Here is a 25993-nt window from a genome sequence, read left to right as displayed (position 1 = left end):
GCAAACGGGCCACCACGCTGTCCAGCAACCCGCTGCCACGCGGCCGTTCCGGTGCTTGCCGGCGACCCGGTGCCGCGCCGATCCATGCAGCGCTGGCCGGCCGTGCTACTTGCCCCAGACGTCTCGGGCGATGTCTTGTACCAGCTGCAGCTTGGCCCACTGCTGGTCCTCGGTCAGCTTGTTGCCTTCCTCGGTCGAGGCGAAGCCGCACTGGGTCGACAGCGCGAGGTTGGCCAGCGGCACGGTTTGGGCCGCCTCCTGCAGCCGAGCCTTGATGGCGGCTGGGTCCTCCAGTTCCGGGAACTTGGACGTGATCAGCCCCAGCACCAGCGTCTTGTTCGCATCGCCGTTCCACAGCGTCGCCAGCGGTGCGAAGGAGCCGGACCGGGCGTTGTCGTACTCGAGGAACAACCCGGAATAAGGCAGGTCCTTGATGTAGTCGGCGACGTACTCGTAGCCGCCGGTGAACAGGTAGGTCGACTGGAAGTTGCCGCGGCAGATGTGCGAGGTCACGGCCAAGTCTTCGGGCAGCTGGCTCAAAATGCCGGCCAGCAGGCGGTGCGACCGCTCGGCCAGTTCGACGTAAGGCTTGGCCGCCGCTGCGTCACCCTCGGTGCGGCGCAGGTTGTGAATCAAAAACGCCCAGTTGGTGTCGTCGATCTGCAGGTAGCGGCAACCCAGGTCGTAAAAGTGCTGGATGGTCTGCACGTAGGCCTTGATCACGTCCTGCTCGAGGGCCTCAAGCGAGTCGTAGTAGTCGGCCCAGTTGTCGCTGCGGTGATCGCGGAACAGCAAGGCCGGCGTCGGAATGGTCTGCTTGGCCAGCACCCCGGCCGGCACGACGCTGTTCAGGTAGCTGAAGGCCGCAAAGAACGGGTGGTCCGGGTTGTAGGCGACCCGGCCGTTCAACCGCACGTTGTCGGCCGGGGCGATGTCGCCTTCGAAGTTCTTGTCGTACTGGGCGTGCCGGACCTCGGCCACGCCGTTGAGCCCCCACAAAAAGTCCAGGTGCCAGTATTCGCGGGAAAACTCGCCGTCGGTCACCGCCCGAAAGCCGAGCTTGGCCTGGGCCGCCACGATGCGGGCGACTTCTCGGTGCTGCACCGCTTCCTCGGCGGCCGCAGTGCTGGTGCCGGCCTTGAGCTGGGCGTTGGCCTGTTTCAGATCCGCCGGCCGCAGCAGGCTGCCGACCAGGTCGGCGCGAAAGGGAATCGTGGTTGATTGTGTCATGTTTTTTTCCTCCTGTGCGTTCGTGCCGCAAAGACCTGTGAGACGCAAAAATCGCCCCTCGACCTCTTCGGTCAAGGGACGACTTGTCGCGTTACCACCCTGTGTTCGTGGGCCAAGCCCACCTCAACGGTACCTAAGATACCGCGCATTGATAACGGTTGCGACCGGCCGGGCGGCGTGAACCCCCTGGCTGCTGATCGGAGCTCATCTTCACTCAAGCCTTGCCGTCCCTTTCTCACCAACCGGGTTCTCTTTGCGGCGCCGCCGGAGTTACTCTTCTCCTCGTAGCACGAACGATATGTTGACTCCATACTAGTGGCCGTTCCTCATGATGTCAACAGTAAATTTTAATTCTGTCTCATTTGGGACTGGGCAGTGGCGTCGCGCTGCGCTATCATCAGGTGACAAGAACAGACGACTACGGCACTGGCCGAGGGAGGACTCATGCAAGAAGATCAGGATCTGCGCTATCAAGTCGGCGCCAACCAGCAGTTCGGGGTGCGGGCCGTGCTGTTGCTGCAACATGGCGACCGGGTGTTTCTCAAGCACGTCCAAGAAGGCGGCCAGGCGCTGTTCATCGCCCCGGGCGGCGCGGTGAAGTTCAACGAAACCGGCGTTGAGGCCGCCACCCGCGAGGCCCAAGAGGAGCTTGGCCTGACGCTTGCGCCGTGGTTTGCCGGGCTCGTCGAGGCCTTCGTCGCCATGAACGGCGGCCAGTACCACCAGTTGCTTTTGGTGACCACCGCGACGCTGACCGCCGCCCAGGCCGAACGTCTCGCTCACCTGGACCGCACCGGACTGGACCTGCCGGCAGACACCGTGCTGGGCTGGGTGCCTAACACCACCGCGGCGGCGCGGCTGCGGCCCCAGGCACTGGGTCGCTACCTCACCGCGCCGGCCCCCGCTCACGCGGTCGACCGCCGCGAGGTGACCGGCGGCGGTGACGCCTTATGAAGGCGCTGCGGTGGTGCCAGTGGGTGATCGACGCTCTGGCCGTGGCCTTGGCCGCCTTCATCCTCGCCATTCCGACTGCCCAGCTGCACATGGTGCTGCGGCTGCGCAACGGCAACACGGTGGCCCCGCACAAGTGGCTGGTGCTGATTCCGGTTTTCATTATCCTAATCAATCTGTGGTCGCTGCACGACTTGCAAAAAGACCCCGCGGCCACCCCGAACCTGAGGCGCGACTGGCTTCCACTGGCGGCGGAGGTCGCGCTGATGGCCCTTTTGGTCGGCGAGCAGCTGGCCGGTTGAGCCCCGGACCTACGCAAACACGCCCCACCCCGCGGTGCCAAAGCTTGCGGGCTGAGGCGTGTTTGCGTGGGTTGGGTTAGTTGCGATGCCCCGGGTGCGGTGTTGGGTCAGAATTCGGTGTCGGGTTTGGCTTGGGGTCTGGCCTTGGATTCGATTGCGGATCCGGCCTCGGCCCCGGCTTTGAATCCGCTGCCGGAGTCGGTTCGGGTGCCGGATTCGGTTCGGGCGCCGGCGCCGCTGGCGCATCGTCAGGCGCCGCAACCGCACCGACGTCGGTGGTCGTCTCGCCCGGCCGCGTCGCCAGCCGCCGGCGCCAGAAGAACCAGCGGGTCAGCCGCATCGCCTGCGCGAGCAGCGCGATGGCGAGCCCCGCCACGGCCACCCAGCCGGCCAGGTGCTGCCAGGTCGGGGAGAAGCGGTAGAACAGCTCGTGAAAGACGATCGGGTCGATGCTTTGAAAACTGGTGCCCATCGCGTCGGTAAAGGTGCGGGTGCCGATGATCAAGGCCCCGATACCGCCGAGAAAACCCGTCACGTAGGTCACCCGCCCGGCCACCTTGAAGAAGCGCTGCCAGCTGTGGCTGCAGTACAGCATCAACGCCCAGGTGATCACCATCAACACCAGGCCGACGATGGCGGCGGTTTGCACCGTCAGAATCAGCATCGGGTAGACGAGTCCCCAGCCCTGAAGCATCACCAGCTCGATGACGCGCGAGGCCATGAGCTTTTTCACCTTGGCCTCGGTTCGCGTCCGCGGCTTGCCATTGTAGGCCAGCTTGGCCGCGGTGGTCTTGGCCTCAAGCGTGGCGTCGATCGCCGCGGTCAGCGGCGTCAGGCGCAGCGGGGTCTTGGCCCCGGCCGCGTGGGTCACGTACCGCGCATCGACCAGCGACGAATTGGCCGGCACCGCATTGAAGTTGGCGCTGATGGCCAACCCTGTTTTAAGCGCGGCCTTCAGCTCGGCTCGCGGCGTGACGGCAGTGCCGGCCGGCAGCTCGACGCCTTCGCCTTGTGCCACGGCCAAAACGGCCCGGTCAACCTTGGCCGCGATGGCGGGAAAGGCGCGGGGGCCGGTCAGCACCTTGGCCACCGCCTGCGGACTGCCGAAGGTCATGGCAAAGCCCAGGCCGACCGCGGCCACAATCAGCACAATGCTGTACATTAAACTCCAGAATCCGAGCCAGCCGCGGCTGATCGGCGTGTATTTCGATTCCTTCATGACAGGCGCCTCCATCACGATTATACCATCCGCTCGCCCGGGGGTCAGCGGTCGGCCGCAACGCGATGCGCCGCTTGCAACGTGGGGCCGCGGCAGCTTAGCGATACGGCGGCGCTACATCGCAGCCTTCAGCCAGGCGAGAACGCGCTTGCGGTACTCGGCCGGGTGCTTGGTGAAGCTCTGCGCATGACCAGCCTTGGGGACGATCCACAGTGACTTTTTGGCCGTCGCGGCGGCGTAGTTGCGGTAGGCCATGCTGGTCGGCACGAACTTGTCCTCGGCGCCGTGGATGAAGAGAATGGGCCGCGTGTTGCGCCGCAGCGCCGGAATCGCGGTCGCCGCCGCGACGTTGTAGCCGGCCCGAACGCTGGCGGTTGCCGCCACCAGCGGCACCAGCGGGTAGCGGGGAATGCCGAATTGGCTTTGCGCTTGGGCCGCAAGCTCGTCTTCAATGCTGGTGTAGCCGCAGTCTTCGACAATCGCGCGAACCTGGCGCGGCAGCGTCTCGCCGCTCAGGTACATCACCGTCGCCCCACCCATCGACTCGCCGTACAGCGCGATGCGGCCGGTTGAGCCGAGCCGCGCCACCAGCCGGTCCAGCCACTTCAGGTAATCGCCGCGGTCGGCCCAGCCGTAGCCGATGTAGTCGCCTTGCGAGCGGCCGTGGCCGCGGTCGTCCGGGGCCAGCACGTTGTAGCCGGCGTCGTGAAACAGGCGGATTTTGGCCGCCATGTCCCGGGCCGAGCCCATGTAACCGTGGGCGACGACCACCGCCTTGGTGGTTGGCCGCTTGGCCGGCACGTAGGTCGCGGCCAGGCGCAGGTCGGCGCCGGCCGCCTGCTCGTGCCAGGTCTCCTTAGCAACCGCATCGTACCAGGCGAAGGCCTTGCGCTGCGCCACGCTGACCGTGTTGTTCAAGAAGGTTTTGCGTTTAGGTACGAATGCATAATCGTAGAAATACAGGCTGGCGCCGAGCATCCCGGCGACCGCCAGCATCCCCAACGCGCCAGCCACAAGCCAGAGCTTCCGGTGTTTCATGCACATTCCCCCTCCGGTGTCCTCCATGTTAGCGAATCCCGGCCAATTCGTCAACGCCGTAACCTTTCACACTTTATTTCGGTTAAAGTTTGTTGCCGCCTGCAAATCCTGATAAAATAATCACAAGGCTGATTGGAGGAGGTTAGAAAATGGACAAAGACAGCCTGTTAGCAGGCTTCATCGATGTGTACTTCGGCTCGATCAAGAACGTCGAGACCTTGATCTCGCGCCCGGTTGCGGAATACCGGCTCTCGTTCGAGCAGTACCAGATTATGCACGATCTCGCCCACAATCAGGTGACGAGCCTGACCGAAATCGTGCAGCGACGCGGGGTGACCAAACCCGCCATCGCCCGTCAACTAAGCGTCCTGCGTGAATTGGGGTACGTCACGCAAAAGGTCGCACCGGACGATCACCGCCGCCACATCCTCGCCTTGACCCCGAGCGGTCGACGAACCGAGAAAGAGGCGGAAGCCGCCTCGATTGCGGAGTTCGACCGCTGGGTGGCCGTGCTCGGCGAGGAAAAGCTGGAAGCCCTTCTCAGGATGCTTGAGGAGGCCAGCGCCAAGTTATTCGTATCATGATCGAAGTGTGCGGTGTGGGGACTGCACTTTTTTTATGCGCTCGATGACGTGACCGTGCCATTATTCGATTTCTATCTGTGACTTTTTTGGCGTCCCGCCCTTCCAGACGCCGCGCCATCAAGGCAGCATATTCATGCGATTAAATAAACTATTTATTTATAATAAATCTTGATTCCTCAGAATATTCTGGTATTCTGACCTTGGGGAGCTTTTGATCGTACGTTAATGTATCTGCAATGCCGTTTCCTTGCCGCTGTTTTGCATCAGCGGCTTTTTGCGTGGGGGCAAGAAACCGTACCCATTTGGAGGGATAGGTATGAAAGCACAACGTTCTGGCGCCAAAAAACTCTACAAAGCAAAGAAGCAGTGGGTCACCATGGGCTTGGCGACCGGCGCCTTGAGCCTCTTGGCCCTAGCACCAGCGGTTCATCCGCAGGCGGCCACCGGCACCGAGGGCATCGAGACGGCACCGACGGCCACGGCAGCGGTGGCGCCGCTTAGCAACACCGTTCGCCTGACGACGGGCAGTCAGGCTCAGCCAGCGGCTGCCACGGCCACGACCAGCCCGGTGGCGGCGACCACCGCTTCGGCCACCGGCGAGCGGGCAACCAGCGGCGAACCGGCCGCGGCCGCACCGACTGCGGCCGCAGAAGCTGCCGCACCGACTGCGGCGGCCAGCACCGAGGCCCCGGTGGTCGCGAACACCACACCTGAAACGCCAGCGACCGAAACCGCAACACCCGCGGTTCAGGCCCCCGAGGCCGCTGCGGCGACACCACCCGAGCGCGAACCGGCGACCGCAACGCTGTCGGCCGAGGCCCCGGCGGCCGCTGTCGCGGTGCCAATCAATTACTACGACCAAAACGGGCAGCTGCTCGGCACCAGTTCCTACGCGGGCACGCAGGACCAGGCCACCAGCTACGACCCGACGACCGACGCCGCCACCCTCGACGGGCTGACCGCCGGCAGCGGCTGGACCGTCATCGCGACGACCCAGACCACCCCGACTGCCGCTGCAGCCGGCAGCATCACGGTCACCCTCGGCGTCGGTGAAATTCACCACTACGACGCCTCGCCGGATTACGTCCCTGGTCAAAAAACCGGTTTGGCGGCCGCGACCAACTCGGCCACCGACCTGCTGTTTGATTTTGACATCAGCGCCGAGGACCGCGCGGCCTTCGCTGCCGCCGGTTATTACAGCACCAAGGACATCGCGATTGTTCGCGACGACGACGGCAACGTGGATTTGGCCAAGTCGCAAAAGCTGCACCTGGCCGAGATCACCCTGCCGACCAAGGCGGGTTATCATCCGGTGTGGTACTACCAAGAAGACTACGATGATTTCGATAGCGCCAGCACAGAGTTTTACCACCAGACCAACATCATCCCGGCCCATGATGCGACGATCAACACGCTGAACCCGGCCAACGGGCGGATTCAGGTTCGCTACATCAAAGACAATCAGTTGGTGCCGGTTGAGCTGAAGGACGCGGCTGGTAACATCATCAAGACGGTGTACGTCACGGTCGCAAACCAGCTGACCGCGCATCCCGAATCGCTGACAGTCCACAGTCCGAGTCCCAACGGCGTGACCGTGACCCAAACCACAGTCGACACCTTCACCGTCACCCTGGCCGCCCCGGCGCTGGCCGGCTATCGCATCGTCGGCCCGACCAGCCAGACGCTGACGCTTTCTACCGACTACCTGAAGGTCGCCGATTCGAGCATCGTCACCAACAACCCACAGCTGTACGCCGACCTCGCGTTCGGCGCCAACAAGCCGGCGTTCACCTACGCCGAACAGACCATCACGGCCAAGCACACCTATGTGGACCAAAACGGCAAGGAACTGCTGCCGGCGACGACGGATCAGCGCCTTTTTGCCCCGGTCACGGCCATTACCGACTACGGCATCAATCCGACCCTGTCGACCATCACCATCGAAGGCGACGGCCAGACCATCGTGCCACCGACCGACCTGATGACGGTGCTGGCCGGCCTTGAACCGATCATCGGCGATCAAGACGCAGCGGAATTCGCCACTCAGCTGATTGCCGAGGGCCAAACTGCGCTGGCCGAGCACGGCACCGCCTCTGATGACGACGCCTACAATCAGCAAGTCAACGACTTGATCAGCACCGCCCAGGCCGTCTTGGCCAACCCGACGGCCGAAAACGTGCTGACCATGGCCCTGACCTACTTTGGCTTCACCGATCAGCCGCTGCTCGATGCGCTGGCCAACGCCGATGCCTCAGCCATCACGATTACCACCAAGTACGTGTACCAGCTTAACCAGCGGCGCGTAACCACGACGCACACCTACACCGACGCGGCCGGCAACACCATTTTGGACGCGACGCATGAGAGCACGGTCTTACCGATGGCCCCACGCATTTCCGGCTACGAGCTGAATCCGTTCAAATCCACCCTCACCATCACCGGTGACGGCACCGACTACTACCCGGCCAACCCGAGCGGCAAGCCCGAAACGCTTGGCGCCATCGCGGTTGACTTCCAGGAAATGATGACGGCAGATCCCGACCAAGCTCAGCTAATTGTGGACGCGGCCGACTATAGTCTGGCGGAACTCGACGCCAGTGACCCGGCCAACGCCGCGGAAATCGCCAAGCTCAACGGCATCAAAAACGCGGCGAACGCCTGGCTGGCCAATCCGTCACCGGCCACCCTCTTCAACCTCGCCATCGGCTATTACAGCATCGCCGGGCTGCCAAACTTTGATGCGGTTATCTCAGGCATTCCCGCCGCAGACGTCCAGGTCGCCACCCATTACGTCTACGACAAAGTGACGATGCCGCAGGTCGACACCGGCATTCACGATCAGACCAAAACCGTAACCTACACCATCAATCTCGCCGGCACCGACCACGCGCCGCTGGTGGTGACCCAGACCTTCACCCGCCGGGCCGATGATCAAAGCCTGGTGCTTTGGACACCGGATGTCACGCTGCCCGATGTTCCAGGAACACAGCACCTGAACTACCTGCCGGCGGCCAACATCTGGGCCGATCCGACCCGGCTTGATTTTGACTACACCGTCGACTACCGCCCGAGCGAGCAAACACTACTGGTCAGCTACGTCGACGAGGCCGGCCGCAAGCTTCAGGCCGACCGCCTGATTAACGGGGTCACCGGCCAAGTTGTTCACCTCGACGTCCCTAAAATTGCTGGCTACACCGCCAGCCGCAGCGAGTACCAATACGACGTGACCCTGGCCGCCAACGACCTCACCATTCAACACGAGGTCATCACCTACCGGCCGAACACCCAGCTCGACGACGGGCCACGCGTTCGCACCCAAGTCACCGGTGGCATCTACGTCACCCCGGAAGACTTCTACGACAACACCAAGCCGCAACCGCAGCTCGACGACGGGCCGCGCGTTCGCACCCAAGTCACCGGTGGCATCTACGTTACCCCTGAAGGCTTCTACGACAACACCAAGCCGCAACCACAGCTCGACGACGGGCCGCGCGTTCGCACCCAAATGACCGGTGGCATCTATGTCACACTGGAAGACTTCTACGACAACACCAAGCCGCAACCACAGCTCGACGACGGGCCGCGCGTTCGCACCCAAATGACCGGTGGCATCTATGTCACACTGGAAGACTTCTACGACAACACCAAGCCGCAACCGCAGCTCGACGATGGGCCTCGCGTTCGCACTCAGGTCACCGGTGGCATCTACGTCACACCGGAAGACTTCTATGACAACACCAAGCCACAGCCGCAGCTCGACGACGGGCCGCGCGTTCGCACCCAAATGACCGGTGGCATCTACGTCACCCCGGAAGACTTCTACGACAACACCAAGCCACAGCCGCAGCTCGACGACGGGCCACGCGTTCGCACCCAGGTCACCGGTGGCATCTACGTTACCCCCGAGGACTTCTACGACAACACCAAACCACAACCGCAGCTCGACGGTGGGCCACGCGTTCGCACTCAGGTCACCGGTGGCATCTATGTCACCCCTGAAGACTTCTACGACAACACCAAACCACAACCGCAGCTCGACGACGGGCCACGCGTTCGCACCCAGGTCACCGGTGGTATCTACGTCACGCCGGAGGAATTCTACGACAACACCAAGCCGCAACCGCAGCTCGACGACGGGCCACGCGTTCGCACCCAAGTGACCGGTGGCATCTACGTTACCCCCGAGGACTTCTACGACAACACCAAGCCGCAGCCGCAGCTCGACAACGGGCCGCGTGTTCGCACCCAAATGACCGGTGGCATCTATGTCACCCCTGAAGACTTCTACGACAACACCAAGCCGCAACCACAGCTCGACGACGGGCCACGTGTTCGCACCCAAGTCACCGGTGGCATCTACGTCACCCCTGAAGACTTCTACGACAACACCAAGTTGCAGCCGGAGAACCCGGATTCGGATCATGTCGACCCAACCACCGAACAGAACCAGAATCCAGAGCCGACCATCACCTCACTCCCACTGACTGGCAGCAAAACGACCCCACGGGCAGTTACCCAACCGCTCAGCCGAGCTGTGAGAGCCACACGAACGGCTGCCACGTCGCTGCCGCAAACCGGCGAACATCGCAACGGGGCTTTGGCAGCACTGGGCGTCATTCTCCTGAGTGGTCTGCTGGCCTTAGGCACAAGTTCGCGCCGGCGCCGCACTCGGTAAGCTTTGAAACAACGGTCGAGCTAAAGGCCACTATCAGCTCTTTCTACCAGCCCTGCGCTGGCGGAAAGGGCTTTTTTGATGTCAGTTGTTCCATCTAACGCGTCGCACATTTAGATATTTAACCAATTATTTATTCATAGAAATAAATATGATAAATAAAATGTTGACGCTATCATTTTACGTGGTATTCTTTTGAGCAGGGGAACGAAAGTAAAGTTGACGTGTCGCGCCGCTTATCATGACCGCTGACCGCAACCAGCGGCTTTTTGCGCAAACTCACATCATATCTGGAGGAGAATGACATGGGAACACAACGTTCAGGCGCCAAGAAACTGTACAAGGCTAAAAAGAACTGGGTCGCCTTCGGCCTCGCCACCGGTGCGGTCGGCCTACTGGCGGTCGCACCTACCGCGGTTTCGGCAAGCGATACGACCGCTACCCCAGTGATGACGCGTGTCACGTCCACTGCCGCGTCAACCACCACCGACACGTCAATATCAACAACTGACACCGATACTCCGGCGACTGCAACCACAGCGCCAAGTACCCCGATTGACCCGACCGCCACCGACCAAGCCGATGAAATGCAACAGGCGACAACGCCAGCGCCGATGACCACCGAGGCGACAACCGCCGCCACGATCTCGACTGCCGCTGACCCTGCGCCGGCGGCTGAGGACAGCCAGCCGGTGATTTCAATCACGCCAGGCGTCAGTGGTCCCAAAGGCAACACCACGACTGCGACCGCGATGACCAGCATCACCTTCGACTTCACGCCAGACACCGCCTTGGCGCAGGTCCTGAAGGAAGCGGGCTACAACAGCAACGCGTCGCTTCACATCGTGCGTTACAACAGCATCGATGGTTCAATTGCCGCCGATGAATCCGATCACGTGACCATCGGCGCCGTTCAGCTACCATACAAGCAGGGTTACGATGTTATTTGGTATTACAACCAAGACCTCCGCTCGGGCAAAAGCGAAGATCAGGTCTACCACTACTCACAAGACATCCCTGCTCACCGAATCAGTCTGGATCCCACAGATCCCAGTGCCTTGGGCATCACGGTGCATTACTTCAAATCGACGCGGCAAGTTCCAGTACGTCTGGTCGACACGGACGGCCACTTCATCAAACGCGCTTTCGTGACTGCCAAAAACTACATGCCGCCGTTGTCTTGGGTTCGTGATCAGTACAACAACCATGGCATCACGCCATTCGCCTATCAAACCGAGATTGAGGCGCCGATTATCGATGGCTACGCGGCGGTCAAGTCCTACCAGAAGCTGAGCACGACCACCGAGTACCTCATCACGAACAACCTCGACGCCAGCTATCCCGTCAATACGACCACCGAGCAAGGCGCCGCCATGTTATCTTGGGGGACCCACACGCCGACCTTTGTCTATCAAGCTCAGCACGTGACCGGTATTCACACCTACACGGACGAGGACGGCAAGACCATTTTACCAAGCACCGCCGAACCCGAGGCGCTACCGGTGGCACCGGGCATCAACGGCTACGAGCTGGACCCGTTCAAGTCGACCATCCAAATTCTCGCCGGCGGCAAGGAATTCTACCCGGCTAAGGCGACCGACAAGCCGGCTTACTTGGGGGCACTTTTTCCTGCCATTCAGGATTGGTTGGTCGCCCCGAACAGTCCTGTCGTCACGCTGTTGATGACCATGCCGAGCTACGTCTTGCAACACGAGCGCATTGCCGAGCTCGAGCCAACCACCGATTCGCGGCTGCTGAACCAGCTGAAGGCCGCAGCGACTCGCTTCCACTGGAACCGCACCGCAGGCAACTTCTACAACCTCGGCCTCCTTTATTACAAGGCGTTGGGCCTGACCGCAGACATGGGGGTGGGTGAGGCCCACGCAGCCGAAGTTGAGGTAATCACGCACTACGTCTACAAGGCCGTGCCACACCAGGTGGCCGAGCCGACCGGCGTAATGACCAAAACGGTCACCTACACCGTGAACTTCACCGGCATCGACCACGCCCCAATGACCATCACCAAGACTTTTACGAAAACGCGCGAGGCCACCCCGCTCACCCTGTGGACCCCGGATGTGACGCTGCCGACAGTTGCTGGCACCCAGCACCTGAACTTCCTGCCGGCCGCAGACATCTGGACCGACTTGAACCAAACCGCTTTTAGCTCCACCATCGACTACCGCCCGAGCGAACAGACGCTGGTTGTCAGCTTCGAGGACAATGCCGGCAACCAGCTGGCAACCGATCAAGTCATCAACGGGGTCACCGGCCAGACCGTCACCCTGCCGGCGCCACTGATTGATGGCTACACCCAAAACCACGGGCCGCTGGCCGTCACTCTGACCGCCGCCGATCACACGATTCAGCACGTGACGGTGACCTACACGAAGGACCTACCCAAAACCCGCACCCAGGTTCCAGGCGCGGTCTCCGTCGCCCAGGCCGATTTCTACGACCTCACGAAGTCCCAGCTCGACGACGGACCACGCGTTCGCACCCAGGTCCCAGGCGCCGTCTCCGTCTCACCTGCCGACTTCTACGACTTCACGAAGTCCCAGCTCGACGACGGACCGCGCGTTCGCACCCAGGTCCCAGGCGCCGTTTCCGTCGCCCATGCCGACTTCTACGACCTCACGAAGTCCCAACTCGACGACGGACCGCGCGTTCGCACCCAGGTCCCAGGCGCCGTCTCCGTCTCACCTGCCGACTTCTACGACCTCACGAAGTCCCAGCTCGACGACGGACCACGCGTTCGCACCCAGGTCCCAGGCGCCGTCTCCGTCTCGCCTGCCGACTTCTACGATCACCGCAAGCCAACCACCGTGCCGCTGACGCAACCAGGCGCCGCGACGCCGACCACTCAACCGTTGGCACAACCTGCGACCGCGCAACCCGCTGCAGGTCTGACGGCCGGCCAACCGGCCAAGACAGCGGCGGTACTGCCGCAAACCGGTGACGCTCAGGAACGTGGCCTGGTAGCGCTTGGCGCCATGGCCTTGTGCAGCCTCTTTGCCCTCGGTATCACCACCACTCGCCGCAAGCGCCTGTAATCACACCCAAAACGACCGTGCCTCGCCGCAGCGCTGCGACGATGACACGGTCGTTTTTGAGGTGTTCAGCCCTTTGGGCGCTTGCATTGTGGCGTCTTTGGACGAGACCGGCGAACGACAGCGGCGCCAATCACGTCACGCTTGCCACGGCCTGGCTGCCAGTCGGGGGCCTTGTTGCAGGCCATGCAAGGCGGCCTTGGCGAAGCCCTCAAGCCGGGCAACCGGCGGCCTGACGCCACCTTGGCTGCGGTAGCCAGCCAAGGCAGCGCCAATCACATCGCCCCATTCGGGCAGCGCGGCCAATCCCCACTCGCCGCCGGCGGCCTTGCCCGTCACCCGTCCGGTCGCCTGAAAGGCCAGGGTGCGGCACAGGTTGAGCGTCACGTAAATCGGGTCGGTGCCGATGGCCGCCGAGGCGTCCTCGACATCGGCCATCACACTGGCCCAGTAGGCCGCCACCGGCACGAGGCCAAAGGTAGCCGCAATAGCCGGGCCGCAAAGCGCCTGACCGCTCGCTCGCAGCACGGTCAGGTGAGCGGCCAAATCCGGATCAAAGCCGTGCATTCCGGCGACATAGGCCGCGGGATCGCGCCGGTAAGCGGCCAAGTGCAGCGGCGAAAAATGCAGATCAAACGCGCAGGGATGCGTGAAGTGGCGGGTCGCAGCCAGCGTCAGAACATGAAACTCCAGCCCCTTAGCTGGTGCCAGCGGCCAGGCCAGCGTCATCGTCGCCTGCATCAGCGCCTGCTTGGCGGCCTGACTCAGCCCGTGCCGAACCACGACGACGTAATCGAGATCGGACACGCGCGGGTCGAAGCCGCCGAGGCACCAAGAGCCATGCAGGTAAACGCCGACGAGCTCGCGGCCAGCCACGGCCTGGGCCGCCTTCAGCACCGCCTTCAACAGCGCCGGACCGTTGAAGGCGTCAGACGATTGCTTTGCCGCTGCAGGCGACCGCTCTTCAGCGCCGCTCAAGGTAATCCGCCACGACCTGGGCGTAGCGCGGCACCATGTTGGCCGGCAGCGCGGTCGGCTCATACCAGGCCAGGCGCAGGCTTTCGCCGTCTGCCACCCGCGGCTTTGCGGCCACCCCTGTCACCACGTAGGCGACACTGACCGCGTAGAACTGATCGCCGTTGGGCGCGACGCTCAGGTGGTCGCCGGAGTAGACGCCGAGCAGCCGCAGCGCTTGGGTCTCAAGCACCAGGCCGCATTCCTCTTGTGCCTCACGAATCAACACCTGCTCGCTGCTTTCACCAAGCTCCATCAACCCACCGATCAGCCCCCAACGCGCGGCCGGTTCGTTGCGCTGCTGCAGCAGAATCCGGCCGTCCGGCGCCACCAGCACCCCGCAGCTGCCGCACAGAATCACCGGTCGGGGGCCGACTAGGCCGCGCAAGTCCTCAACATAACCCATGTTGCCACCTCCTGTCTCTGCCAGTGTAACCCATTTCTGGCCAAAAAGCGCCGGTGCAAGACCCCCAAAGGGTAATGCACCGGCGCTTGTGTCGCGCAACGCGGCCGTCAGCCCAGCAGCTCACGCACCGCCGCCGGCAGCTCGTCGGGCCGGGCGATCACGGCGTTGGCGCCGGCATCCAGCAGCTCGGTTTCATCGCCGAAGCCGTACAAGACGCCAAGGGTCTTGATGCCGTTTTGCACCCCGCCTTGCATGTCGTTGTCACGGTCACCGATCATCAGGCTGGCCTCGGGCAAGGCCTCCGCATTTTCCAGCGCGTAGGCCAGCACCGCGGCCTTGGTGCTCCGGACGCTTTCGTCAATGGTCGCCCCGTAGACCCCGGCAAAATAGTCGCGCAGCCCGAAGTGCGGCAGGATTTTGGCCAGCATCACCTCGGGCTTGGCCGAGGCGATGTTCAGCTGGTAGCCGGCTTCTTGAAGGGTCGCCAGGGCCTCCTCGACGCCGGGGTAGACCTCAAGCTCGTACAGGCCTTGGGCGAGGTAGAAGTCCTGATAGTGGCGAATCGCCGCCTGGACGTCGGCCGGCGCAAGCATTGGGTAGTAGTGGTGCAGGCTTTGGGTCAAAGACGGCCCGATGAACTTCAGGTAGGTCTCCTGATCGAGCGCCGGCAGCCCAGACTTGTCCAGCATGTAGACGATGCCGTCCACGATGCCTTTTTGCGAATCGGCGATGGTGCCGTCAAAATCAAAAAATAGCTGTTTCAAGATGCGTTCTCCTTTGGCCGCTGCCCGGTTTGCAGCGCGGTTTTCAACATGAATGGGGCAATCAGCGTGGTCAAGATGATGACCAAAATGACCGCGGAGTAAAAGTCGCGGTGCAGCAAATGGGCGTCAAAGCCAATCTGGGCGACAATCAGCGCCATCTCGCCGCGCGACACCATGCCGGCGCCGACCACGTTGGCGTCGGTCCAGTCAAGCCCGGCAAGCCTCGCGCCGGCGCCGCAGCCCAGCCACTTGGTCAGCAGCGCCAGCAGCGTCAGCGCCAGAATGAACCAGACGTCTTGCCCGAGGCCGGCCAGGCGCATGTTCAGCCCGATGGACACGAAGAACACCGGGATGAACACCGCGTAGCCGATCGCCTCCAGGCTGCGATCCACGGTCTGCCGGTACGGCGTCTGCCCGACCGCGATGCCGGCGAAAAAGGCGCCGATCACCGCCGACAGCCCGAACCAGTCGGCCAGATACGACAGCCCCAGGCACAACAGCAGGCTGGTGATAGTCACGCTGGCGGTCGGCAACAGCCGCTCGCCTAGGTGCATGGCGTAAGGCGCCAGCCACCGCACTACCAAGTAGATCACGCCGAAGTACGCGACCTGCAGCATCAGGGTCACCCACAGCGGCCAGGCGCTGACCGTCTCCCCCTCGCCGAACATCGCCACGGCGACGCTCAAGACGATCACGGTCAGGATGTCATCGACCACCGCGGCCCCGAGAATGGTGGCGCCGCTGCGGCCGTCCAAGGCACCGAGCTCCTTGAGCACCTCCACGGAAATTGAAACCGACGTGGCGGCGAAGGTGATGCCAAGGAAGGTCGCAGCCACCAGCGAGAAGCCCCACAGCGTCGCGAACAAGTAGATGACGGCCACCGGCACCACCACCCCGATCACCGCCACCAAAATGCCGGGGCGCAGGTAGCGGCGCAGCATCGACAGGTCGGATTCAAGCCCAGCGATGAACATCAGAACAATCACGCCGATTTCGGCGAAGGTGGCGACGCTTGGTGTTGAAGTCACCCAGCCCAACGCCGCCGGACCGAGAATCAGCCCGGCGGCGAGCTGGCCAATCACCGCCGGGACACCGAGCTTCAGGCTCAGCTGACTGAGGGCCAGCGTGACCAAGAGAATCAGCGCCAACGTGCCTATGTCTGCCATGTCGTCCTCCTTAGCGGTGCGGGAATTTTTCCAAGCGAATCAGGCGTTCGGCATCCGGCTCGCTAATGCCGTTCTTGAAGTCGTAGCCGAACTTGCGGTAAAACGGCACGGCGGTGAGCGACGCGGGAATCTCGACGCGCGTGGCGTCTTGAAAGAACGGGTCCGCTTCCACCGCCGCCATCAACCGGCGGCCGATGCCTTGCCCCTGCGTCGCCGGGTCGACGAACACGTTGAACAGTGAGTACTCGTGCGGCACATCCCAAAACGGACCGATGGCGGCACACCCCACGATGGCCCCGACCGCGCTGGCCGCCACGTACAGGTGCCGCACCGCGGCCGAGCGAATGAAGAAGCCAGGCGTCAGCCGCGCGATGTCGGCCTCCAGGTAGGCGGTTGAGTAATCGGCGGCGTTGCTGATGCGCAACGTCTTTGCGACCATCGCCGCCACCGCCGCGGCATCCCCCGCCTCAAAGCGCCGGATGACCGGGGTCACGGCATCACCAGCTGGTAGGCGTTGCGTTCCGGCACCGGCTCGTCGAGGTAAACGATGCCGCGGAAGGCAAAGCCGTTGCCCAAAATGACGTGTTGCATAATCTGGTTTTGCGCGTGGGTGTCGATGCGAACGTCGCGGAAGCCACGGCGGTAAGCCTCGGACAGCAGGCTGGTCATGAACAGCTTGGAGAGCCTTTGGCCTCGCACCTTGGCGGAGGCGGCGAAGCGGTGAATCATCATGTAATCCGCATCCCCGATCCAGCCGGCCCCGTCGATCCGCCCGTAGAACGGATCCGGGCCGACAATCAGGCTGGCGGTGCCGACCACGGTGCCGGCCATCACCAAGACGCGGTTGGTACCTTGGGCGATGTCCGTGGCCACGGCCGGCTGATCCGGGTAAGTCCCCTGCCACTGGTTGATGCCCTGCGCCTTCAAAAAGGCCCGGGCATCCGCGATGATGCCCATGATTGCGGGAATATCGGCCGTCGTCCCGGGACGGGTGTAAATTGCTGGCATACTGCCACCTCCATGAAAATTGTCATACACCATTTTCGCGCAAAACCCGCCAAAAGGCAACGTGGGGCCCGGCCATCGCACGGCGCCACGGCACAAAAAAGCGCGTCCTCTCGCTTGGAGAAAACGCGCTGTCGCAATTCAGCCCTCGTGGTGATTGCCGTGGTGGTGCTTGTGCGGCTTGGTCGGCAAGTCAACGCCGGCCTGACCCTGCGGCGCAACCGGCTGCTCGTGGTGCTTGCAGTGGTCACCCTGACCAGCCTCGCAGTGGCCGCGGTGCAGTTCGGCGCGAAGCCGCACCTGCTTGGTGTGCTCGCGCTCAATCTTGAGGCGCTGGTGCATCAAGCAGATCTGGGTGCCACCGACGATGGTCAAGGCGATCGGAATCACATGCACCAAGGCCAGCGGAATCAGAATCTCCGGGTCGTCCTTAATCGTGTCGTTGAAAGCCGTCGCCGCCTGGGCGGCCGACTTGACGAATTCCTTAGAGGTTTTGAACATGGCGAATACCTGCGTCACGCGGGAAGGTGGCGCGTCACTTTTCCTTTCGTATTGATTACCTGAGACAAGTGCGGCGGCACCTTCCAACCAACCGCCGCTTACCCTTCCATCATACCAGCTTTCGGCGGCAACCGCTTACTTTTCGGCCGTTTTGGCCAGCCACTCGCCTAGGTGCTGGAAGTAATCCGCCGGGTTGTCCAGCATCTGGCCGTGCCCGGCCCCCGGCGTCACGTGCAGCTCGGCATCCGGGATGGTCGCGGCCATGCGCCGGGCGGCCGCCAGCGGCATCGTTTCGTGGCCGCCGAAGGTCAGGTAGGTCGGCACCGCGATTTGGTGAATGTCCGCGCGGCGGTCCCAGTCCTTCAAGGCGCCGACCATCACGAACTCGTTGTCGCCTTGAAAATGATTGTAAACCGGCGTCCCCATGGTGCTAATCAGGTGGCGCGGCTGCGGATCGGCCTGGTGGTGCAAGTAGTGCTCGCCCAGCTCAGCCACCAGTGCCTCGTAGCGCGGTTCAGCGAAGGCGTGACGGGCCTCGACGTCCTTCATGTAGGCGACATCGGCCGGTGCGAACATCGCCTCGCGAATCGCGTTGACGTTGACCAAGTACTCATCGAGGTTGTCGATCATCGAGCTCAGAATCAAGCCGCGCAGGTGCTGGCCGTAGCGCAGGGCGTATTCGATGGCCAAGACGCCGCCCCAGCTTTGCCCCAGCAGGAAGAAGTGGTCCAGGCCCAGCTTTTGCCGCACCTCCTCGACCTCCTGCACGTAGTAATCGATGGTCAAAAACCGCTCGCGGTTGGCGGGGTCGGTCCAGTCCGGTTGATCGGAGAACCAAGAGCCCAGCTGGTCGTAGCGGGTGACCCGGACGTGGTACGGGGCCAGCTTCTCCCCGAAGTTCTCGAACACCTGGTTGTTGCCACCGGGGCCGCCGTGCAAGGTCATCAAGTGAATTGGACCGCTGCCGGTGGTTTGGGTCCAGAGGTGGTAGCCGTTGTCCAGGGTGACGAAGTGGGTGCCGTTTGGCGCTGTTTTCATCTCAACACTTCCTTTGTTGTCTTGCCTTTATCATACCGCTTATAAAGTTTGCTTAACACCGAAGCTGTTTTTTCCCATTCTCACCACCATCGCTTACAATAAGATTATCAATATCGGAGGTGTTGTCGTGTCACTTCAACCCACGGACCCAGCCACGGGCCTGACCGCCGCGCAGGTTCAAGCGCAGGTGGCGGCCGGTGCCCATAATCTGCCCCTCAAACCGCTGACGCGAAGCGTTGGCACCATCGTCGCCCAAAACACGCTCACCTTGTTCAACCTGGTGAACGTCGTGCTCGGGGCATTCATCTTCACCACCGGCAGCTACAAGAACCTGCTTTTCCTGGGCGTTGCCATCATCAACACCGCGATCGGCACCTTCCAGGAAATTCGCAGCAAGCGGCGTATCGACGCGATGAGCATCCTGGCCGAGACCCCGGTGACGGTTCGCCGCGCCGGTCAGGAGGTCGAGATTCGCCAGGAGGACCTCGTGATTGGCGACCTGCTATTGCTGCGACGCGGCGCCCAGGTGCCGGTCGACGGCCAGGTCATCGCCACCAACGGCGTGGAGGCCGACGAAAGCCCCCTGACCGGCGAATCACACCCGATCACCAAGCAGGTGGGCGATGCGTTGCTGTCCGGCTCGTTCATCGTCGCCGGTCAGGCCACCATGCAGGTGACCGCGGTCGGCGCTGACACCTTCGCGGCCAAGCTGGCCCTGGAGGCCAAGGCCGAAAAGAAGAGCCAAAGCCAGCTGCTGGACACGATCAACCGCATCATTCGGGTGCTGACCTACGTTCTGATTCCGCTGGGCGTCGCACTGTTCACCGTATCGATGATTCGGCGGGGCAACTACGACCGCGCGATTCTCAGCACCAGCGCCGCGATGATCGGCATGATTCCCGAGGGGCTGGTGCTGTTGACCAACGTCGCCTTAGCGGTGTCGGCACGCAACCTCGCCAACCGGCGAGTCCTGGTCCGGGCCCTGCCGGCCATTGAGGCGCTGGCCCGAGTCGACATCATCTGCCTGGACAAAACCGGCACGATCACCTCGGGCAAGCTCCGGGTGGCCGCGGCCCACCCGGTGGCCGGGACCACCAGCCAGGCGCTGACCACGGCGGCGGCCGCCATCACCTACGCGCTGAACGACGACAACGAAACCGCCCTGGCGATCAAGGCCGCTTACCCGCGGCCGGCCGGTTCCGCTAGCGCCACCGTGCCCTTCTCCAGCTCCCGCAAGTGGTCCGGGGCCAGCTTCGGCGAGCGGCACCTGGTGATGGGGGCCCCCGAGTTCATTTTCCAAGGGCCCGTTCCGGAAGCCGCCGCAATCGCCGAGGCGACCCAGTCTGGCTTTCGCGTCATCGCGGTGGCGGAGGTGCAGGCCCTGACGCCCTTGACCAAGCCGCGCCTGTTGGGCTACCTGACCATCGCCGATGAGGTGCGAGACACCGCCCCGGCAACCTTCCAGTTCTTCGCCAGCCAAGGCGTGGCGCTGAAGGTGATTTCAGGCGACAACCCGGTGACCGTCGCCAACGTGGCCAAGCAGGCCGAGTTGGCCGGCGCCGAGCACTACCTAGACATGGCGACCGTTGGCGAGGACGCGGATTTTGGCGCGTTGGCCGCGGCCTACACCGTCTTTGGCCGCGTCACCCCTACCCAGAAGAAGCAGCTGATCGCCGCCATGCAGCAGGCCGGCCATACCGTGGCGATGACCGGCGACGGCGTCAACGACGTGCTGGCGCTACGCCAGTCCGACTGCGGCATCGCCATGGCCAGCGGGGCCGAGGCCGCCAAGTCGATTGCCGACTTCGTGCTGCTGGACTCCAACTTTGACGCGATGACCGGCGTCTTGAACGAAGGCCGCCGCGTCATCAACAACATCGAGCGCGTCGCCTCGATGTACCTGGTCAAAACGATTTTCTCGGTGATTCTCACCGCCATCTTCGTCTTCCTGCCGCTGGACTACCCGATTACGCCGATCAACCTGACGCCGGTGTCGGCGATTGCCGTGGCGATTCCCTCGTTCTTCTTGACCCTCGAGCCCAACTTCGCGCGGGTCACCGGCCAGTTCATGCAAAAGGTGATGACCCTGGCCGCCCCGGCCGCCTTGGCGGTGGTCGCCTACACCTTAGTTTTGACCTGGTTTGAAGCGGCGTTCGGCTGGTCTTTTGCCACCACCTCTACCTTGGTCGTCTTCATGATCGGCGTCATCGAGTACCACGTGCTGATTCTGGTTTGCCGGCCGTTCAACCGCTACAAGCTGCTGATGCTGGTGCTGATCGCCGCCGCGTTCTTCGGCACCTTCTTCGTCGCCAACTCGGTGTTCTCACTGGCCAACCTGTGGCGGCTCGACCTCGCCCTGGTTTACCTACCGGCGCTGGCCTCCAGCGTTCCGGTCTACTTCTTGCTTCAGGAGTTCCTGGGACGACGGCTGCTGTCGCGCATCAACTGGCGCTGAGCCAATCATAAAAGGACGGTCCCACCTCCGCGTTGCCGCGATGGTGGGACCGTCTTTTGCTGTCTTGACGCTATTGCGCCTGTTGGGCCTGAGGGCGATCGACGTAGGCGCTGGCCGCCTGCCGATTCAGCAGGCCGCACAACCGCGCGATGGTTTCGCCGACCATGTGGGCGTTGGCCCGAGTTTCGTCCAGCGCTTCTGCCAGCGTCTGTGGTCCCGCCGGCAACGGCAGCACCAGGTCGATGCCGGCCGCGTAGTTCGCAGCCAGCTTGACGGCGCGGCTGCCAACCACAGCGACCACCGGCAGCCCGTGGGCCTTGGCCAGCCGGGCGATGCCGACCGGCGCCTTGCCGGCCGCCGACTGGTTGTCCAGCCGACCCTCGCCGGTCACCACCAAGGTCCCAGGGCGCAGCTTGGCCTCAAAGCCCACCAGCCGCAAAATTTCATCGATGCCGGAGGTGACCGTCGCCCGGGTGAAGGCCAAAAGTCCTGCCCCCAAACCACCGGCCGCCCCGGCCCCGGCGCGGTTGGCGATGCCTTCGCCCAGCGCCGCCTCAAGCAGCCGATTGTAATGCGCTAGCCAGCCGTCGACCTCCTGAACCAGCGCCGGGGTCAGGCCCTTTTGCGGCCCGAACACGGCGGCCGCCCCGGTCGGGCCGCACAGCGGATTTTGCACATCGGACAGAATGCGAATGGTCAGCGCCGCCACCTGCGGATCGATGCCGGCCGCGTCGATTCGCGCCAGCTGCGAAAGCCCCTGGGCGCCGCGGGGAATCTGGTGGCCGGCTTCGTCTTCGAGCCGCACCCCGATGGCCTGGGCCAGCCCGGCCCCCCCATCAGTGGTCGCGCTGCCGCCCAACCCCATGTACACGGTGCGAGCACCGAGCTGGGCGGCCGCCAGCAGCAGCTGACCCACCCCGTAAGTCGAGGCGGCCAGCGCGTCGGCCGCGGTTTGGTGCGTCAGGCCCAAGCCAGCGGCCTCTGCCATCTCAATCACGGCCGTGGTCGCGTCAAGCATGGCAAACCTTGCGGCCACCGGCGTTCCGAGCGGTCCGGTGACCTGGCGAACAATCAGCTGACCCGGTCGCGCCGCCAGCAGTGCGGCCAAGGTTCCTTCCCCGCCGTCTGCGATTGGGACCACCGTGGTTTCAAGCGTTGCGTCAGCGCCGGCAATGCCTTCTTGGACCCACGTTCCGATTTCGCGACTGGTCGCACTCCCTTTGAGCGAATCAATCGCGATCACCACGCGTTTCATCGTCATTGTCAACACCTTCTTTCTTCCCAGACTTTAGAGCAGGCCGGCCTCGATCATCGCCGCCTTCATGTCGGCCAGAATCTTCGGGTTGGCGGCCTCGGTCGGCAGCACCGAAGCGCCGACGTTCAGCCCCATCAAGTTGGCCATGTCCTTGGTGGCCGCCGGGAAGCTGGCCGGGTTTTGCGACAGCCGCACCGGGTTCAGGCGGAACTGCGCCGCCCGTGACCCGGCGACGTCGCCGGCCTCGTACAGGTCGTAGATGGACGTGACCAGGTCTGGGAAAATCTTGGCCGTGGAGCAGACCGCGCCAACCGCACCCAGGCACAGCGCCGGGAAAATCACGGTGTCCTTGCCGACCAGCACCTGGAACGCGATGTCTTGCGTCCGGCGCAGCAGTTCGGAATCAAAGGTGATGTCGCCGCTTGAGTCCTTGATGCCGACGATGTTGTCGACGTTGTGAGCCAAGTCCACAATCGTGTCGGCCTTCACCGTGTAGCCGGTCAGCCCCGGGTTGTTGTAGATCAAGACGCGGGTGTCGGGAATCGAGTCGGCGATGGCCTTGTAGTGGTGGTACAGCGCCTCGTCGGTCGGGTGGATGAACATCGGCTGCAGCACGGAAATCGCGTCGACGCCGAGCTTAACCGCGGCCTGGGCCAGGCGAATCACGTGCTTGGTCCGAATCTGGCCGATGCCGAAGAACACCGGCACCCGCCCGGCCGCGGTTTTGACAATCACGTCGGCCGCGTGAAGCAGCTCGTCGTCGTCGAACATATAAAACTCGCTGTTGCTGCCGAAGGCCAAAATACCGTCGACACCGTGGTCGATCACGTGGTTGACCTGCTTGGCCAGCTTCTCGTCGTCGATGTTCTCATCGGCGTCGACCGGCGTCAAAAGTGGGACAATGATGCCCTTGATATCACTTGGATCTAAAGTCATGGTAGTCATCCTTTCCAGTCGTCCTACTGGCGGCTAACCGACACGGCGCGACAGCCATTTGACCGCCGCGCCGCCCGTTTACTCTGAATGAAGCGGTGATTACAGGAATGTCTTAACCACGCTGACAATTGCCAGCACAGTGGTGGCAACCAGCACAATGTTTTCGAACCAGTTGTTACGGTGCGTCCCCATGTACTTTTTGCTGTTGGTGACGAACAACACCCCAAGCGCAATGGCCGGAACGATAACGACGTTCAGTGCGTTAACGAAGATGGTCAGATAAACCTGGCTTGGCATGCTTGGCAGAGACCAGATGAACGCGGTCCCAAGCATCGCAGCGAGGAAAATTGGGTAAATTTTGTCGTTTTGAATCTTGTCATACTTGCCTTTGCGGCTAGGCATCAGCTCGTTGAGGTTGGCAATAGACAGCTTGGTGAAGCCAATGGCACAGCTGGCAGAGGCTGAGAACAACGCCCCAAAGACCCCGAGGTAGAAAATCTTGGAGCCGGCGGTGCCCAGGTACATCTCAAGCGCCTTACCAATGTCTTGAAGCGAGTTGACCTGAATCCCATTTGGCCGGAGAATGTCGGCACCAATAATCCAGACACACAGCACCAATACCGCACCCATGATGACGGAGAATAACAGGCTCTTGGTCTGGCCCTTCATGGCCTTAGGATCACGCACCCCACCTTCAGACATGTTGATGCCGTGGAACAAGTTAGCCAGGGAGCCAGCGGTTGCGCCGACCAAACCGAGGATGACCAACATGACACCGTAAGCACCTTCGGACTTTGGAATCTGGAACAGGAACGCACCTTGCGCAATCTGACCAACATCAGGCTGGCAGTAGATGGCTAAGATGATGAAGATGGAAACCAAGACGGCCAGGAACACTTTAAAAATAGATTCCAGTTTGGAGAACAAGCTACGACCGAGAAGCAGGAAGGTGATAACCGCCAGAACTGCTGCCCAGACTGTTTCTTGCGGGACGTTGATCAGCCAACCGAACGACTGGGCCGCCCCTTTCAAGATGTACCCAACGGTCAGGTTACCCATGACCAGCGCGGCAACGAACAGGAACAGCGGGAAAATTTTCGTGATTTCAGCGAAGGTCGCGACCATCGATTTGCCCTGCTTGTTCATCAGTTCAAAGCGCGTCATCGTATTAACAATGACGAAGCGAATCAGGTTGGAGAGGATCAGCACCCACATCAAGGCGTAGCCATAGTTGGCACCTGACACGGCGGAATTGATAATATCGCCGGCACCGAGCCAAGAGAACACGGTGATGACGGCAGGACCCAGGTTACGCAGGAAGGTTTTGATCTTGGTACCGGTGGTGATTGGTTTGTTTTCAGTTGGGGTCATTGTGCTTTGCATCATGCACACATCCTTTCTAGACAATACGGTTGATCAGCAAGTCGCCATTTGTTACGAATTGAGCAAGATTGGGTAAAAAAATTTCATTCAATAAGTGCGTCTTGAACTTAGGTGTCATGCCGGCCACATGCGGACTCAACACGACGTTTGGCAACTGCCATAGCGGGTCATCCGCCGGCAGCGGTTCGGTTTCGTAAACATCCAGATACACATTGCTCAACCGACCGGCCTTCAAGGCCCGAATCACGGCCTGGGTATCCATCGAGGCGCCGCGACCGACGTTGACGAACTTGGCCCCCTGGCGAACCTGGGCGAAGAACGCGTCGTCGTAAAAGTGCGTGGTCTCGGGGGTCAGCGGCAGCGTGTTGACGATGAAATCCGCCGTTGGCAGAACCTCTGGCAACCGCTCAAGCGAGACAACGTCGCTGAAGCCATCATGGGGCTTGGGGAACTTGTCGACCCCCACCACGTTGAGCTTGAAGGCGGCGGCGAGCTGTCCGACCCGGGCGCCGACACGACCGGCGCCGAGAATCAACATGGTCTGGCCGGCGAGCGGCCGCTGCACGACGGTGTCGCGGCCCCACTCGTGCTTGGCCTGCAGGGTCAAGATCTGACGCAGGTCGCGAACGTCGAGTAACAGCATTCCCATCACGTGCTCGGCAATGGCGTCACCGTGCAACCCAGCGGCATTGCTCAGCATCACCCCGGCTGCCTTGAGCTTGGCCAGGTCCCAGAAATCGACCCCTGCCGAGCGTCCTTGAATCCACTTCAACCGGTTGTTCGGCACGGCCATGATGGCATCGGAGTCGTTGCCCTTGCCACCGAGAATAATCTCGACGTCGGCCTTGCGCTCATCCGGCAAGCCTTCCCACGCGGTGTAAACATCGTACTGCGGGTAATCAACGGCCAGTGCCTGAACCTGATCCTCGTGCAGCGGCTGGATGACGTAAAGAACTGGTTTCATACGCTTCTCCTTTTCACTCAATCTCGTAGGCGCAGCTTGGGCAACCGCCCAAATGTTGGG

The 25993-nt window shown here is 62.4% G+C and carries 21 protein-coding genes; 6 read left to right on the top strand and 15 right to left on the bottom strand.

Going from position 1 to position 25993, the window contains the following annotated elements:
* Window positions 1–105 precede the first annotated feature (105 nt).
* Complete coding sequence (locus ACYVRZ_RS04555; protein WP_461225208.1) at window positions 106–1230, bottom strand: vitamin B12 independent methionine synthase; 1125 nt, start codon at window positions 1228–1230, stop codon at window positions 106–108.
* A 444-nt stretch (window positions 1231–1674) separates the two neighbouring features.
* On the opposite strand from ACYVRZ_RS04555, the gene ACYVRZ_RS04550 reads away from it, so the two are divergent.
* Both ACYVRZ_RS04550 and ACYVRZ_RS04545 read left to right on the top strand, forming a co-directional pair.
* Window positions 1675–2184, top strand: a complete 510-nt coding sequence (locus tag ACYVRZ_RS04550; RefSeq protein ID WP_461225207.1) for an NUDIX domain-containing protein — start codon at window positions 1675–1677, stop codon at window positions 2182–2184.
* Window positions 2181–2483 carry a hypothetical protein gene (locus ACYVRZ_RS04545; RefSeq protein ID WP_461225205.1) on the top strand — a complete coding sequence of 101 codons (303 nt, stop codon included), beginning with the start codon at window positions 2181–2183 and terminating at the stop codon, window positions 2481–2483. The genes ACYVRZ_RS04550 and ACYVRZ_RS04545 overlap by 4 nt, the downstream gene beginning before the upstream one ends.
* Before the next feature lie 76 nt (window positions 2484–2559).
* Here ACYVRZ_RS04545 and ACYVRZ_RS04540 read toward each other — a convergent pair whose 3' ends face one another.
* The gene (locus ACYVRZ_RS04540) at window positions 2560–3702 is read right to left on the bottom strand and encodes a hypothetical protein (RefSeq protein ID WP_461225203.1); all 1143 of its coding nucleotides are present in this window, start codon (window positions 3700–3702) and stop codon (window positions 2560–2562) included.
* Window positions 3703–3816: 114 nt separating this feature from the next.
* Window positions 3817–4740: an alpha/beta hydrolase gene (locus ACYVRZ_RS04535; protein ID WP_461225201.1), complete on the bottom strand. Its 924-nt coding sequence runs from the start codon at window positions 4738–4740 to the stop codon at window positions 3817–3819.
* Between the two features lie 149 nt (window positions 4741–4889).
* On the opposite strand from ACYVRZ_RS04535, the gene ACYVRZ_RS04530 reads away from it, so the two are divergent.
* The 3 genes from ACYVRZ_RS04530 (at window position 4890) to ACYVRZ_RS04520 (ending at window position 13049) form a co-directional block, all read left to right on the top strand.
* Entirely contained in the window at window positions 4890–5324 is a 435-nt protein-coding gene (locus ACYVRZ_RS04530) for a MarR family winged helix-turn-helix transcriptional regulator (protein ID WP_262316327.1), read from the top strand.
* A gap of 316 nt (window positions 5325–5640) precedes the next feature.
* A complete protein-coding gene (locus ACYVRZ_RS04525; RefSeq protein ID WP_461225198.1) occupies window positions 5641–9999 on the top strand; it encodes an LPXTG cell wall anchor domain-containing protein in 4359 nt (1452 codons plus the stop codon).
* A 302-nt stretch (window positions 10000–10301) separates the two neighbouring features.
* Window positions 10302–13049: a MucBP domain-containing protein gene (locus tag ACYVRZ_RS04520; RefSeq protein WP_461225197.1), complete on the top strand. Its 2748-nt coding sequence runs from the start codon at window positions 10302–10304 to the stop codon at window positions 13047–13049.
* Between the two features lie 135 nt (window positions 13050–13184).
* Here ACYVRZ_RS04520 and ACYVRZ_RS04515 read toward each other — a convergent pair whose 3' ends face one another.
* The 8 genes from ACYVRZ_RS04515 to ACYVRZ_RS04480 form a co-directional block, all read right to left on the bottom strand.
* Window positions 13185–14024, bottom strand: a complete 840-nt coding sequence (locus ACYVRZ_RS04515; RefSeq protein WP_461225195.1) for an aminoglycoside adenylyltransferase domain-containing protein — start codon at window positions 14022–14024, stop codon at window positions 13185–13187.
* Complete coding sequence (locus ACYVRZ_RS04510) at window positions 14011–14466, bottom strand: NUDIX hydrolase (protein WP_461225193.1); 456 nt, start codon at window positions 14464–14466, stop codon at window positions 14011–14013. Before ACYVRZ_RS04510 ends, ACYVRZ_RS04515 begins: the two co-directional genes overlap by 14 nt.
* 107 nt (window positions 14467–14573) lie before the next feature.
* Complete coding sequence (locus ACYVRZ_RS04505; protein WP_461225191.1) at window positions 14574–15230, bottom strand: HAD hydrolase-like protein; 657 nt, start codon at window positions 15228–15230, stop codon at window positions 14574–14576.
* Window positions 15227–16396, bottom strand: a complete 1170-nt coding sequence (locus ACYVRZ_RS04500) for a cation:proton antiporter (RefSeq protein ID WP_461225189.1) — start codon at window positions 16394–16396, stop codon at window positions 15227–15229. The genes ACYVRZ_RS04505 and ACYVRZ_RS04500 overlap by 4 nt, the downstream gene beginning before the upstream one ends.
* A 10-nt stretch (window positions 16397–16406) precedes the next feature.
* Window positions 16407–16835, bottom strand: coding sequence for a GNAT family N-acetyltransferase (locus ACYVRZ_RS04495; RefSeq protein WP_461225278.1), 429 nt, complete (start codon window positions 16833–16835; stop codon window positions 16407–16409).
* Window positions 16836–16885: 50 nt separating this feature from the next.
* Window positions 16886–17404 carry a GNAT family N-acetyltransferase gene (locus ACYVRZ_RS04490; RefSeq protein WP_461225187.1) on the bottom strand — a complete coding sequence of 173 codons (519 nt, stop codon included), beginning with the start codon at window positions 17402–17404 and terminating at the stop codon, window positions 16886–16888.
* A 138-nt stretch (window positions 17405–17542) separates the two neighbouring features.
* Window positions 17543–17902, bottom strand: coding sequence for a hypothetical protein (locus ACYVRZ_RS04485; protein WP_461225185.1), 360 nt, complete (start codon window positions 17900–17902; stop codon window positions 17543–17545).
* A 135-nt stretch (window positions 17903–18037) separates the two neighbouring features.
* A complete protein-coding gene (locus tag ACYVRZ_RS04480) occupies window positions 18038–18940 on the bottom strand; it encodes a proline iminopeptidase-family hydrolase (RefSeq protein WP_461225183.1) in 903 nt (300 codons plus the stop codon).
* A gap of 127 nt (window positions 18941–19067) precedes the next feature.
* Between ACYVRZ_RS04480 and ACYVRZ_RS04475 the strand changes: the two genes are divergently transcribed.
* On the top strand, window positions 19068–21395 hold the full coding sequence (locus ACYVRZ_RS04475; RefSeq protein WP_461225181.1) for an HAD-IC family P-type ATPase: 2328 nt from the start codon (window positions 19068–19070) through the stop codon (window positions 21393–21395).
* 70 nt (window positions 21396–21465) lie between these two features.
* On the opposite strand, the gene ACYVRZ_RS04470 is transcribed toward ACYVRZ_RS04475, so the two are convergent.
* The 4 genes from ACYVRZ_RS04470 to ACYVRZ_RS04455 form a co-directional block, all read right to left on the bottom strand.
* Window positions 21466–22656, bottom strand: coding sequence for a glycerate kinase (locus ACYVRZ_RS04470; RefSeq protein ID WP_461225179.1), 1191 nt, complete (start codon window positions 22654–22656; stop codon window positions 21466–21468).
* A 27-nt stretch (window positions 22657–22683) separates the two neighbouring features.
* Window positions 22684–23586, bottom strand: a complete 903-nt coding sequence (locus tag ACYVRZ_RS04465; RefSeq protein WP_461225177.1) for a dihydrodipicolinate synthase family protein — start codon at window positions 23584–23586, stop codon at window positions 22684–22686.
* Between the two features lie 99 nt (window positions 23587–23685).
* Complete coding sequence (locus ACYVRZ_RS04460) at window positions 23686–24972, bottom strand: Nramp family divalent metal transporter (protein ID WP_461225175.1); 1287 nt, start codon at window positions 24970–24972, stop codon at window positions 23686–23688.
* A gap of 13 nt (window positions 24973–24985) precedes the next feature.
* Entirely contained in the window at window positions 24986–25933 is a 948-nt protein-coding gene (locus ACYVRZ_RS04455; protein WP_461225174.1) for an NAD(P)-dependent oxidoreductase, read from the bottom strand.
* Between the last annotated feature and the right edge of the window lie 60 nt (window positions 25934–25993).

The organism is Lacticaseibacillus suihuaensis, from assembly GCF_054785075.1.
This window is presented reverse-complemented; position numbering and strand designations above follow the sequence as displayed.